The sequence below is a fragment of the Marilutibacter maris genome, assembly GCF_003233695.1.
GTDB lineage: Bacteria > Pseudomonadota > Gammaproteobacteria > Xanthomonadales > Xanthomonadaceae > Marilutibacter > Marilutibacter maris.
In genome coordinates this window covers 1,617,257-1,630,034 of the sequence record NZ_CP029843.1, presented here as the reverse complement: position 1 = coordinate 1,630,034, position 12,778 = coordinate 1,617,257, and the positions used below count along the sequence as shown (strand labels likewise).

Annotated in this window: 10 protein-coding genes; 6 read left to right on the top strand and 4 right to left on the bottom strand. The window is 67.4% G+C overall.

The window, feature by feature from the left end:
* The first annotated feature begins 42 nt into the window (after positions 1 to 42).
* Genes C9I47_RS07200 through pcp form a run of 4 tightly spaced genes read left to right on the top strand, consistent with a single transcriptional unit; the run spans position 43 to position 3,185 of the window.
* Positions 43 to 795 (top strand): 5-oxoprolinase subunit PxpA, encoded by a 753-nt coding sequence (locus tag C9I47_RS07200; RefSeq protein WP_111266135.1) that lies wholly within the window; start codon positions 43 to 45, stop codon positions 793 to 795.
* 13 nt (positions 796 to 808) lie between these two features.
* Positions 809 to 1,543 carry a DUF969 domain-containing protein gene (locus tag C9I47_RS07195; protein ID WP_223250318.1) on the top strand — a complete coding sequence of 245 codons (735 nt, stop codon included), beginning with the start codon at positions 809 to 811 and terminating at the stop codon, positions 1,541 to 1,543.
* A complete protein-coding gene (locus C9I47_RS07190) occupies positions 1,530 to 2,498 on the top strand; it encodes a DUF979 domain-containing protein (RefSeq protein ID WP_111266134.1) in 969 nt (322 codons plus the stop codon). Before C9I47_RS07195 ends, C9I47_RS07190 begins: the two co-directional genes overlap by 14 nt.
* A 27-nt stretch (positions 2,499 to 2,525) precedes the next feature.
* The gene (pcp, locus tag C9I47_RS07185; protein ID WP_223250317.1) at positions 2,526 to 3,185 is read left to right on the top strand and encodes a pyroglutamyl-peptidase I; all 660 of its coding nucleotides are present in this window, start codon (positions 2,526 to 2,528) and stop codon (positions 3,183 to 3,185) included.
* Positions 3,186 to 3,272: 87 nt separating this feature from the next.
* On the opposite strand, the gene C9I47_RS07180 is transcribed toward pcp, so the two are convergent.
* The 4 genes from C9I47_RS07180 to apbC all read right to left on the bottom strand — a co-directional run bounded on the left by C9I47_RS07180 (position 3,273) and on the right by apbC (position 7,033).
* A complete protein-coding gene (locus C9I47_RS07180) occupies positions 3,273 to 3,791 on the bottom strand; it encodes an RDD family protein (RefSeq protein ID WP_111266133.1) in 519 nt (172 codons plus the stop codon).
* 48 nt (positions 3,792 to 3,839) lie between these two features.
* The gene (gene dcd / locus C9I47_RS07175) at positions 3,840 to 4,406 is read right to left on the bottom strand and encodes a dCTP deaminase (RefSeq protein WP_111266132.1); all 567 of its coding nucleotides are present in this window, start codon (positions 4,404 to 4,406) and stop codon (positions 3,840 to 3,842) included.
* 169 nt (positions 4,407 to 4,575) lie between these two features.
* Positions 4,576 to 5,946 carry a S8 family peptidase gene (locus C9I47_RS07170; protein WP_111266131.1) on the bottom strand — a complete coding sequence of 457 codons (1,371 nt, stop codon included), beginning with the start codon at positions 5,944 to 5,946 and terminating at the stop codon, positions 4,576 to 4,578.
* 235 nt (positions 5,947 to 6,181) lie between these two features.
* Positions 6,182 to 7,033, bottom strand: a complete 852-nt coding sequence (gene apbC / locus C9I47_RS07165) for an iron-sulfur cluster carrier protein ApbC (RefSeq protein WP_111266130.1) — start codon at positions 7,031 to 7,033, stop codon at positions 6,182 to 6,184.
* Positions 7,034 to 7,564: 531 nt separating this feature from the next.
* Between apbC and C9I47_RS07160 the strand changes: the two genes are divergently transcribed.
* Positions 7,565 to 9,463, top strand: coding sequence for an alpha/beta hydrolase family protein (locus tag C9I47_RS07160; RefSeq protein ID WP_223250316.1), 1,899 nt, complete (start codon positions 7,565 to 7,567; stop codon positions 9,461 to 9,463).
* A gap of 316 nt (positions 9,464 to 9,779) precedes the next feature.
* The gene (locus C9I47_RS07155) at positions 9,780 to 12,710 is read left to right on the top strand and encodes a TonB-dependent receptor plug domain-containing protein (protein ID WP_111266128.1); all 2,931 of its coding nucleotides are present in this window, start codon (positions 9,780 to 9,782) and stop codon (positions 12,708 to 12,710) included.
* Positions 12,711 to 12,778: the final 68 nt, after the last annotated feature.

Here is a 12,778-nt window from a genome sequence, read left to right as displayed (position 1 = left end):
TTGCCTAGGCTCCTTTCGCATATCCATCACGGACCGGGCCCGGTGCCGGACATCGATTTCAATTGCGACCTGGGCGAGGGTTGCGGCGACGACGCCGCGATCATCCCGCTGATCAGCAGCGCCAGCATCGCCTGTGGCGGCCACGCCGGTGACGATCACAGCATGCGCGCGACCCTGCGCCTGTGCCGGGATCACGGCGTCGCCGCCGGCGCCCACCCCGGACTGGTCGACCGCGAGCATTTCGGCCGTCGCGAACAACCCGTGACATCCGGTCACGTCATGCTGCTGGTCACCGCGCAGCTGCGGCGATTGGCGCGCATCGCCGCCGAGGAGGACGTGCGCCTGGCCCACGTCAAACCGCATGGGGCGCTGTACAACATGGCCGCGCGCGATGCCGCCGTCGCCGAGGCGATCGCCGAGGCGGTGGTGCAGTTCGATCCGGACCTGATCCTGTACGGGCTGTCCGGTTCGGCGCTGACCGCGGCCGGCGAAGCCAACGGGCTGCGGGTCGCGCACGAAGTGTTCGCCGAGCGCGGCTACGGCGACGACGGCCGCCTGCTGCCGCGCGGTACCCCGGGCGCGGTGCTGGAGGACATCGACGCCGCCATCGCCCAGACCCGCGAACTGGTACTGCGTTCGCGCGCACCGGTGGCCGGCGGCGGCCATGTCGCGGTCCACGCCGACAGCCTGTGCCTGCACGGCGACCGGCCCGACGCGGCGGCCTTCGCGCGACGGCTGCGCGAGACACTGGAGGCCGACGGCATCGGCATCCGCGCGCCGGGCGCATCGGGATGAGCGGCCCGCGCCCATGAGTGCCGCGCTCGTCAGCGACGCCGTCATCAACTACTGGCCGCTGCTTGGAGTGGCCTGCGTCGTCGTCGGCTTCGTGCTGCGCTTCAACCCGGTGATCGTGGTGGTGGGCGCCGGTCTGGTCAGCGGACTCGCCGCGGGCAAATCGATTCCCGAACTGCTGGCCCTGCTCGGCAACAGCTTCGTCTCCAACCGCGCCCTGCTGCTGTACGCGCTGACCCTGCCGACGATCGGGCTGCTGGAACGCGCCGGCCTGCGCGAACATGCCCACACCTGGATCGGCGGCCTGCGGCGGCTGAACCTGGTCCGCCTGCTGATCGGCTACCTGGGCCTGCGCCAGGTCCTGAGCATGCTCGGGCTGACCAATGTCGGCGGCCATGCCCAGACCGTGCGGCCGCTGCTGGCGCCGATGAGCGAGGCCGCCGCCGAGAAGGACCTGGGCCCGCTGCCCAGGGACGAGCGCCAGCGGTTGTTCGCGATCGACGCGGCGACCGACAACGTCGGTCTGTTCTTCGGCGAGGACGTGTTCGTCGCGATCGGCGCGGTGCTGTTGATCCAGGGCTTCTACGCCGAGCACGGCATCGTGCTGGAACCGTTGCAGATCGCGCTGTGGGCCCTGCCGACCGCGATCGCCGCGTTCGCGATCCACGCGCTGCGGGTACGGATGTTCGAGCGCGCGATGCGACGCCGGCTGGCCGCGGCCGGCCGGGAGGTCCCGAATGCTCAGCCTTGACCTGTTCTACTGGCTGCTGGGCGGCCTGCTGCTGTATGCCGGCGGCTGCAATCTGCGCGACCGTCGCTACGCCCACGCCGCGTTCTGGTCGCTGGTGGCGGCGCTGTTCGGCACCGGCAACATCGTGCTGGCCGCGACCGAAGCCGGCGACCCGCTGCCATCGCAGCTGGCCGGCACGGCGGTGATCGCGCTGGCGCTGCTGGCGCCGCGGATGCGCCGCGAGCACCTGGCCGAGGCACCGGAAGCGCAGCGCCGGGCCTCGGCCCAGCGTCTGGGCCACCGGTTGTTCGGGCCGGCCCTGCTGATTCCGCTGATCACCGTGCTGGTGGTGCTGTTCGGCGACAAGCTGGGCTGGGGCGAATTCCGCCTGTTCGGCGCCGGCAGCATCACCCTGATCGGGCTGTCGCTGGCCAGCGTGGTCTCGGCCCTGGTCGCGATCCGGGTCACCGGCGAACGCCCGCGGATGGCCGCGGTCGAGGGCCGGCGCCTGCTCGACACGATGGGCTGGGCGGCGCTGCTGCCGCTGGTGCTGGCGACCCTGGGCGGCGTGTTCGGCGCCAGCGGCGTCGGCGAAGCGGTCGCCAGCCTGGTGTCCTCGGTGATCCCGACCGACAGCCGGCTGGCCTGCATCGTCGCCTACGGGCTGGGCATGGTCGTGTTCACGGTGATCATGGGCAACGCCTTCGCCGCGTTTCCGGTGATGACCGCCGGCATCGGCCTGCCGCTGCTGATCCAGCAGCATGGCGCCAATCCGGCGATCCTCGGCGCGCTGGGCATGCTGACCGGCTACTGCGGCACCCTGCTGACGCCGATGGCGGCCAACTTCAACCTGGTGCCGGCCGCGCTGCTGGAGCTGGACGACCCCAACGCGGTGATCCGCGCGCAGGTACCGACCGCATTGCCGCTGATGCTGGCCAACCTCGCGCTGATGTACTGGCTGGTGTTCGCGTTCTGACCTCAAGCCTTCCGACGGAGCCCGCCGATGTCCCGCCGATCCCTGCCCACGGTACTGCTGACCGGTTTCGAGCCGTTCGGCGAGGATGCCGGCAATCCCAGCTGGGAGGCGGTGCGCATGCTCGACGGCGCCCGCATCGCCGGGCACCGGGTGGTCGCGCGTTGCCTGGCGGTCGAGTTCGACCGTTCGCTGAAGCAGCTGCGCGCCGCGATCCGCGAAACCCGGCCGACGCTGGTGATCTGCGTGGGCCTGGCCGGCGGCCGGGCGCAGCTTTCGCTGGAACGGATCGGGATCAATGTCGACGACGCCCGCATCGCCGACAACGCCGGCGCGCAACCGGTCGACACGCCGATCGTCGCCGACGGTCCGGCGGCCTACTTCGCCCGCCTGCCGCTGAAGGCGATGATGCTGGCGCTGCGCGAGGCCGGGATTCCGGCCGAGGTCTCGCAGACCGCCGGCACCTATGTCTGCAACCACGTGCTGTACGGCCTGATGCACGCGCTGAGGGCGAAGCCGCGGGTCCGCGGCGGCTTCATCCACGTGCCCTACTCGCCCGAACAGGCCGCGCGCCATCCCGGTGCGGCAAGCCTGCCGGTCGGCACCGTCGCCGACGGACTGCGGATCGCGGTGCGCACCGCGCTCACCACCGATGAGGACATCCGCGTCGCCGCCGGCGCCACCCACTGAGTCCCGTATCCGGCATCGCCGCCCGCAAACGAAGAACCCCTCGCCGGAGCGGGGGGTTCTCGTTGCTGCCGGGGCCCTGCGGCCGGTTCAGCGCGCCTTGATCACCCGGGTGCCGGCGATCAGGTCGTGTCCGCAGCGGCGGTCGCCGCGGAAGATCAGCAGCACGTTGACCAGGCCGATCAGGCCACCGAGGTACGGGATCGAGGTCGCCACCTGCACCGGCAGGTAGCGCTTGCCCAACAGCTGGCCGATGCCGGGCTGGCTGCCGTCGAGATTGGCGATGCGCACGCCGACCAGGCGCTTGCCCCAGGTCTGCGCGCTCGCGTTCAGCGGCACGAACTGGATCGCGACGAACACCACGAAACCGATCACCACCCACATCAGCTGCGACACCACCGACACCTGCTCGCCGCGCGCGGCCGCTTCCATCGCCAAGCTGAAGTAGCCTCCGAAGTACATCAACGGCCCCATCACCGCGATCATGATCAGACCGTCGATGATCGCCGCGCCGAGCCGCTCCCCGCGGCCGGCCAGGTCGTCGCCGTCGACCACGTCCTCGACGACGGTCTGCGGGCTCTGGTACGGATTGTTGTTGTCCTGTTGCATACCCCCTCCTTGCATGTTGCCTGTTGTGTTGAAGATCGATCCGCCGGCTCAGGTCCTGGGCAGGGTCACCCCGGTCTGGCCCTGATATTTGCCGCCACGGTCCCGGTAGCTGGTCTCGCAGACCTCGTCGGACTGGAAGAACAGCATCTGCGCGACCCCCTCGTTGGCGTAGATCCGCGCCGGCAGCGGCGTGGTGTTGCTGAACTCCAGGGTCACGTGCCCTTCCCACTCCGGCTCCAGCGGGGTCACGTTGACGATGATGCCGCAACGCGCGTAGGTGCTCTTGCCCAGGCAGACCACCAGCGTGTCGCGCGGGATCCGGAAATACTCGACGGTGCGCGCCAGCGCGAAGGAGTTGGGCGGAATGATGCACACGTCGGACTCGACGTCGACGAAGCTGCCGGAGTCGAAATGCTTGGGGTCGACGATCGTCGAGTTGATGTTGGTGAAGACCTTGAACTCCCGCGAGCAGCGCACGTCGTAGCCGTAGCTGGAGGTACCGTAGCTGACGATCCGCTCGCCGCCGGCATGCTTGACCTGGCCGGGCTCGAACGGCTCGATCATGCCCTGTTGCTCGGACATGCGGCGGATCCAGCGGTCGGACTTGATGCTCATTCGGGACGTGTCACCTGTCTTGGGGAACGCCGATTCTAGCCGCAGGCCGTCCGCGATGCGCGGCCCCGCCCGCTCCCGCCGCCGCATGCAGAAGGGCCCGGTCGCCCGGGCCCCTCTGGTCATACGATTGCCGGATCGATCAGAACCGGGTCGATCAGAGCCGGATCGATCAGAAGCCGCTGGCGTCCAGGCGGCCGCCGGTCAGCACCTTGCCCTGCAGCGACGGGGTCGCGACCGTGGCGTTCAGGATCGCCGCCTTGATCTGCGCCGCGGTGGCGGTCGGATGCGAGGACGCGTAAAGCGCCGCGGCGCCGGTCACGTGCGGAGTCGCCATCGAGGTGCCGCTGTAGCTGGCATAGCCCGACACCACGTTGCCCTTCGAGCGGACCGGCACGGTCGAATAGATCGCCGAGCCAGGGGCCCCCAGGTCGACCGTGGTCGCGCCCCACTGCGAGAAGCTCGACAGCGCTCCGGAACTGGTGATCGAGGCGACCGCGATGATGTTGGCGTTCGAATAGTTCGACGGGTAACTCGCCCGCGCATCGTTGTCGTAGGCATCGTTGCCCGCCGCGGCGATGAACAGGATGTCGGCATCGCCGGCGCGCCCGATCGCGTCCTGCAGCGCCTGCGAGAAACCGCCGCCGCCCCAGGAGTTGTTGGTCGCCACGATGTTCATGTTGTGGCGGACCTTCAGGTCGGTCATGTAGTCGACCGCCTCGATCGCGTCGGCGGTGCTGCCGCCACGGCGGCCGAGGAAGCGGCCGCTGATCAGCTTCACGCCCGACCAGCACACGCCGGCCACGCCCTTGCCGTTGCCACCGACGCCGGCAATGGTGCCGGACACGTGGGTGCCGTGGTCGTCGTTGGAGCCGCCGGAGTTGACGTCGTTGCCGCCGCCCTCGAAGTCCCAGCCATGGACGTCGTCGACATAGCCGTTGCCGTCGTTGTCGATGCCGTCGACCGGATCGTAGGGATTGGTCCAGACGTTGGCGGCGAGGTCTTCGTGGTTGTAGTAGATGCCCTCGTCGATCACGCCGACATAGACGTTGCTGCAGTCGGTATGGCCGGCGGCCCAGGCCTCGGCGGCCTGCGAACCGTAGGCGTTCGAGGGGCTGGTGGTGTTGCCGTACATGCCCCACAGCGAGCCGTTGGTGTAGTAGGTGTCGTTGGAGGTCGCGAAGTGCTGGTAGGTCCAGTTCGGCTCGGCGTACTCGACCGCCGGGTCGTTCTGCAGGGCCTTGATCGCGACGCCCAGCGCCATGCCGGCCGGCAGTCGCATCAGCTCCACGTCGCCGCCGTTGCGGCCGCGATGGACGGTCCTGGCCTGCTGCGCACGCAGTCCGCCGCGGACCGCACCACGCTGGTCGGCGTCGACGCCGTCGCGGAACTTGACGATCAACTCCCCGGCCCGGTGCGCCTTGCCCGCGCCCAGATCCCTCAGCACCAGGTCCGGACGCCCACCGGCGACCGCGACCGACGAAACGCCAAGGACGGCCACTACCGCACCCGCCAGGATGGAACTGCGAACTGCTCGGTTCATGCACTAACCCCCAGAAAATGGTCTTGCACGACGCCCCGAAACGGGCGACCGGCCGACGCTAGCAGAACCTGTCAGATCGCGCAGCCCGGGAAAAACCCTCAGCCCGACTCACCCCGCCTTTGCCGAGCCTGTCTTTTTTCTTTTCGGATCAAGGCTGTTTTTCGATGCTGCGGGCGCAACAACCCGGCGCCGGCCCCCTGCGCGAGTCCATTCAAGATTCATTCATATTTGTGACTCAGTCCCGCAATGACGCCGAGATCGGCATCGGCGCACGCGGCCGCCCGTCCAGCGCCTGCGCCATCGCCCTGGCCGCCTGCCGGTAGGCCTGGGCCGCCGGCGAATCCGGAGCCGCGGCGGTGATCGGGCTGCCGGCGTCGCCCTGTTCGCGGATGCCGACATCCAGCGGCAGACTGCCCAGCAACGGCACCCCGTAGCGCTCGGCCATCTGTGCGCCGCCGCCGCTGCCGAAGATGTGCTCGCTGTGGCCGCAGTTCGAGCACACGTGCACGGCCATGTTCTCGATCAGGCCCAGTACCGGCACCTCGACTTTCTCGAACATCTTCAATGCCTTGCGCGCGTCGAGGGTGGCGATCTCCTGCGGCGTGGTGACGATCACCGCGCCGGCCACCGGGATCTTCTGGGCCAGGGTCAGCTGGATATCGCCAGTTCCGGGCGGCAGGTCGACGATCAGGTAGTCCAGGCCCTCCTCGCCGCCCCAGCGGGTCTGCTCCAGCAGCTGGGTCAACGCCGAGGTCGCCATCGGCCCGCGCCAGATCATCGGCGTGTCCTGGTCGACCAGCAGGCCGATCGACATCGCCTCGACCCCGTAGGCCCGCATCGGCTCGATGGTCTTGCCGTCGGGGCTGTCCGGGCGCCCCGACAAACCGAGCATCGCCGGCACGCTGGGCCCGTAGATGTCGGCATCCAGCACGCCGACCCGGACGCCCTCGGCCGCCAGCGCCAGGGCCAGATTGACCGCGGTGGTCGACTTGCCGACCCCGCCCTTGCCCGAGCCGATCGCGATGATGTTGCGGATGCCCGGGATGGGCGACAGATTCGGTTGGACCTTGTGGGCGGAGACGGTCATAGACGGGGGCAGCCATGCGGGGAACGGAACCCGATATTTTAGCGCGCCGCCCCCGTCCCCACCGACGGCACCGGACGGGCCACCCGCCCGGCAGTGGCGTAGACCTCGTCTGTGTCCTTGGGCTACCGTTGACTGTGAAGGCCGTCGCATCGTGCATGCACGTCGATGGCCCGGGGGACAAGTCAGGGGGACTGTCAACATTCGACTGCAGGGGGCCTGTTTCCGTCAGGCCGGGCGTAGGGTGTTTGCCAGCTTCATACGTTGTCTTTCTTCACTCCCACGAAAGTGTCGAGGCCACCGTCCGGTATGCGCGCTGTTGATCACCTCGTGATCTAGAAGCCGCAGTTTCGGGGGAACACGGGACCTAAGTCTGCGAGCCGAGGAACGATGAGAAATAGAAAAATGACCATTAAAAGCAATGGGTTGCGCGCAATTGGCGCCACTCTTCTCCTGGCCTGTGCCGCTGTATCGGCACGCGAGCCGATTCCGGCGGAGTCATTCGCACGGATCCCGGCCATCCAGTCGGTTTCGATGAGCACCGACGGCAAGAACCTGGTGGCGCTGGTCGAGGCCCCGGGCTCCGACCACCAGGAAACCGCACTGGCCGCCTGGAACCTGGACACCCCCGACCAGGGGCCGGTGATCACGCCATCCGGCGACCGGATGAAATTCATCTTCGCCAGCGCAATGAAGGCTGACCGGGTCCTGGCGTTCGCCCGCCAGGAGTGGTCCGGCGCCCTGGGCGGATGCGGCGAGGGCCGCACCACCGGCTCCACCCGCACCTTCGTCAGCAAGCTCTACCTGACCGACACCAAGCTCGAGCAGTTCGACGAGGCGTTCGCCAACAAGCGCGGCAACATCGGGATCAGCAAGGAAACCCAGCGCTGTTTCGAGCTGGCCGGGTCCGCGCGACTGGTCAACTCTCTGCCATTGGACCCGGAGAACGTGATCATCTCCCAGACCAACATGGCGGATTACAGCTCCAGCTACCTCCTCTACAACCTGCGCAGCGGTGATACCAAGTTGCTGTTCAAGGGCGGCGGTCGCTCCTCGCCAGGCCTGTTCGATCCGCGTACCGGCGACCTGCTGACCCGTACCGAGCTCGAGGCGACCTCCGGCACCGAGTTCGAGCAACGCATCCTGATCAAGAACCCCGAGACCGGCGAGTTCGAGACCCATGAGAACCTGACCACCAAGCTCAGCGAGCGGTACTCGCTGGACATCGTCGGGCGCGACGAGGAGACCGGCAAGTTCTACGTGCTGACCGACCTTTTCTCCGATCAGGTGCAGGCGTGGATGTACGACCCCAAGCGCCGGGAGTTCGACAAGGAAGCCCTGATCGCGCATCCGACTTTGTCGATCAGCAACATCATCCTCGGCAGCCAGCCCAGCAACTTCAACAAGGTGCTGGGCTTCACGGTCTCCGGTCTGGTGCAGGAAACCACCTACGTCGACCCCACGATGAAGTCGATCCAGGACGGGTTGAAGAAGGCCTTCCCCGACCAGTCCATCTCCATCATCAGCTACAACGACGACCTTTCCCGGGTGCTGTTCGAGACCGAAAGCGCCCAGGTTCCGCCCAGCTACCACCTGCTGCTGGACCGCAAGCAGGTCAAGCTGTTGGGCAGGTCGCGTCCGTGGGTCGACAGCGCCTCGATCGGTGAGCAGCGCTGGGTGAGCTTCACCGCGCGCGACGGCATGACGATCCCGGCGATCCTCGACCTGCCGGCCGGCTGGACCAAGGCCGACGGCCCGCTGCCGACGATCATCCACCCGCATGGCGGTCCGTGGGCGCGCGACTTCGGTGGCTGGGACGGTTCCGGCTGGGTGCCGTTCCTGACCTCGCGCGGCTACGCGGTGCTGCGCCCGCAGTACCGTGGCTCGTCCGGGCTGGGCCGCAAACTGTGGCTGGCCGGCGACGGCCAGTGGGGCCAGGCGATGCAGGACGACAAGGACGACGCCGCTGCCTGGCTGGTCGGCCAGGGCATCGCCGACAAGGACCGCATCGCGATCTTCGGCTACTCCTACGGCGGTTTCGCCGCCGCCGCCGCCGTGGTCCGCCCCAACAGCCCCTACCAGTGCGCGATCTCCGGCGCCCCGGTCACCGACCTGGCCCGCATCGGCATGTCGTGGTCGGACAATCGACTGCAGCGCATCCTGCAGGGCAACACCGTCAAGGGCATGGACCCGATGCGCAACACCGACAAGGCCAACATCCCGGTCCTGCTGTACGTCGGCGACCGCGACGTGAGGACGCCGTCGTTCCATGCCGAGGAGTTCTACAAGGCCGTGCGCGGCAAGGTAGACGCCGAGTTCGAGCTGATTCCCGACATGCCTCACAGCATGCCCTGGTATCCGCGTCACCAGACCCAGACCCTGGGGCTGATCGAGAACTTCCTCGCCAACCAGTGCGGCCCGGACGGGCTCTAGTTCGGTGCCGGAGGCAGTGTGCAGCACACCTGGCTCTCGCAAACGAGGATCGAACAACGGTTGAACGAATCCGTGGCGGCGGGCACCGGAGCCCCCCGTCGCCACGTTTCAAGCGAATGGTCGGGGGCGGCCTCAGGAGGGGAGCCGCCAGGGCCCCGACCCCCGGTGCACGGATCAAGCGGCCTATCGCACCCCGCCGCGACCGGTCAAGCACTGATTTGCGTAAATTGTGACTCCGTGTTTACACTCGCTTAACGTAAGCACAACGAATGGCTTACGTTTTGGGGTTATCAATCTCTTAGGGGAAATCAGAACAATGCAAGTGGATCGAAAGAAGCGCCAGCCGCTCAACAGGCTGCCCCTCTTCGTTGCAATGCTTGGCTGCCTGTATGGAGCTTCCGCCATTGCCCAGGAGGCTCCGGAAGCCGACACCCAGACCAGCGAGCAGCAGAGCCAGGAAGCTGAGAGCGCACCTACCGAGCTCGACAAGATCACCGTCACCGGTTCGTTGCTGCGTCGCGTTGAATACGACTCCATCTCTCCGGTGCAGGTGGTTACCGCCGACACCAGTGTCGCGGTCGGCCAGGTCGATGCCGGTGAGTTCCTGCAGAAAGCCAGCGTCGCCGCCGGCTCGACCCAGATCAACAACCAGTTCGGCGGCTTCGTCGTCGAGGGAGGCCTGGGCGTGCAGACGGTCGGTCTGCGCGGCCTCGGCGCCAACCGCACCCTGGTGCTGCTGGACGGCCGCCGCCCGGGCCCGTCGGGCACCCGCGGCCAGGTCGGCGCGTTCGACCTGAGCATGCTGCCCACCAGCGTGATCCAGCGCGTCGAGATCCTCAAGGACGGCGCCTCCTCGATCTACGGCTCCGACGCCGTCGCCGGCGTGGCCAACTACATCACCCGCCGCAGCGTCGACCGCCCGGAGATCACCATCAACGGCCGCATTCCGTTCGACGGTGGCGGCGAGAACTACAGCATCTCCGGTGCCACCGGCTGGAACTTCGACAACAGCAGCTTCGTGCTTGGCGCCGAGTGGCAGAAGTACGAGCCGCTCAAGGTCGGCGACCGCGACTTCTTCCGTTGCCCGCGCGACCTGTTCCGCGACGAGAACGGCAACATCATCGATCGCGAGGACCGCTCGATCCTGGCCGGCACCGGCCTGGCCGGCTGCAACAATCTGTATGCCAACACCGTCATCGACGCCCTGTTCGGCGACCGCTACATCCCGTCGCCGGACGGCTCGACCGTTGGCATGATCCCGGGCTACCGCCCGCGCGCCAACGGCCGCTACGACGATCCGAATGGTGAGGCGTTCTACGAGGACGTGCTGAACTACGACTTCTACGGCAACCAGTACATCCTCAACGAATCCGAGCGCTACAAGCTCTACGGTAGTGCCCACTTCGCGTTCCAGAACTTCGACTGGAACACCCAGGTCCTCGTCGCCCACCGCGAGACCAGCAGCGAGCGCTTCCGCCAGTTCTTCCCGCTGATCGGCGGCTCCACCGCCCTGCTGCCGGGCTACGGCTACGCCAACGATCCGACCTACGCGGCCCCGGTCGACTCGGGCCTCGCCCAGCCGATCATGCCGTTCCGCTCCGACAGCAGCGAGAAGATCGACTACTACTACGTCAACAGCGGCGTCAGCGGCATCTTCGCCTCCACCGACACCTGGGCGTGGAAGGCCGACCTGTCGTACACCCGCTCCGACGGCGACTACACCAACCTGGGCATCGTCGCTTCGCGCTCGGGCGACGTGCGCTTCGACGACAACGCGCCCGTGCTGGACTACTTCAGCCCCGGCTTCCTGAGCGGCGAGCGGATGGACGAGCTGCAGGCGCAGATCGGCCAGAACCACACCGGTCGCACCGTGTACGACCAGACCGTGTTCACCGGTATCGTCAATGGTGAGCTGTTCGAGCTGCCGGCCGGCCCGCTGTCCAGCGCGTTCGGTATCGAGTACCGCGACTTCAGCATCGACGACCAGCCCAGCGCACTGTCCAAGAACGGCGACCTGTGGGGTGCCTCCTCGGCACAGACCACCAAGGGCGACGACAACGTCACCGAGCTGTTCATGGAGTTCGAGGCACCGCTGCTGAAGGGCCTGCCGGGTATCGAGTCGCTGACCGTCAACGCCTCCGCGCGCTGGTTCGACTACGACTCGGTCGACGACTCCGACTATGTCTGGAAGACCGGCCTGGGCTGGCAGATGACCCCGTCGTTCCGGGTCCGCGCCACCCGCGGCACCTCTTACCGCGCACCGGGTCTGTACGAGCTGTACCTGGGCAACCAGACCGCGTTCCTGAGCCAGCTGTCGATCGACCCCTGCATCGACTGGCAGAACAGCACCAACTCCAACGTGCGCGCCAACTGCGCCGCGGACGGCATCCCGGGCGACTATGCCGGCGGCGCCTCCTCGGCTCTGATCGTCACCGGCGGTGGCGCCGGCGTGCTGAAGCCCGAGACCTCGGAAGCCTCGACCATCGGCGTCGTGTTCACCCCCGAGTTCGCCGACTTCAGCGTGGCGCTGGACTACTTCTCCATCGAGGTCAACGACCAGATCGACCGGCTGGGCGCCGGCGCGATCCTGGGCGGCTGCTACGGCGCACCGGTCTACCCGAATGCGTTCTGCAACCTGTTCGACCGCAACAGCGGCACCGACCCGACCGCACCGAACGCCATCACCGAGGTGCGCGACTCCTACCTCAACGTGAACAAGCAGCGTACCCGTGGCTATGACCTGCTGGTCCGCTACGAGAACGACCTGCCGATCGGCCAGTTGGAAATCGAGGGTCAGTTCACCTACGTGATGGAAGACTTCCAGCTGCTGTTCGATTCAGAGCAGGCCAGCGGCTTCGACCTCGACGACTTCAACGGCGACATCACCCGCCCGAAGATCTCCGGCAACGTGCGTACCGCGTTCAAGCGCAACGACTGGACCTACACCTGGTTCGTCGACTACGTGCACGGCACCAACGCGCTGGAACTGTCGCCGAGCACCACCTACTTCGGTTACCCGACCGCGGTGCGTGATGTCGTCGCCGAGCGTACCGTCTACCACGGCTTCTCGGTCCGTTACGAGCAGCCCGACTGGTCGCTGCTGGTCGGTGTCAGCAACCTCTTCGACGAGGATCCGCCGGAGATCTCCAGCGGCGTGCGCAACACCTACGGCAACGTGCCGGCGTTCGCCACCCAGTACGACTGGTACGGTCGTACCGGTTTCGTCCGCTTCCAGTACAAGTTCTGACCGGACGCTTCCAAGCGGTAAACGACAAAGGCGGCAGCGATGCCGCCTTTGTCTTGTCCGCGTCCCGG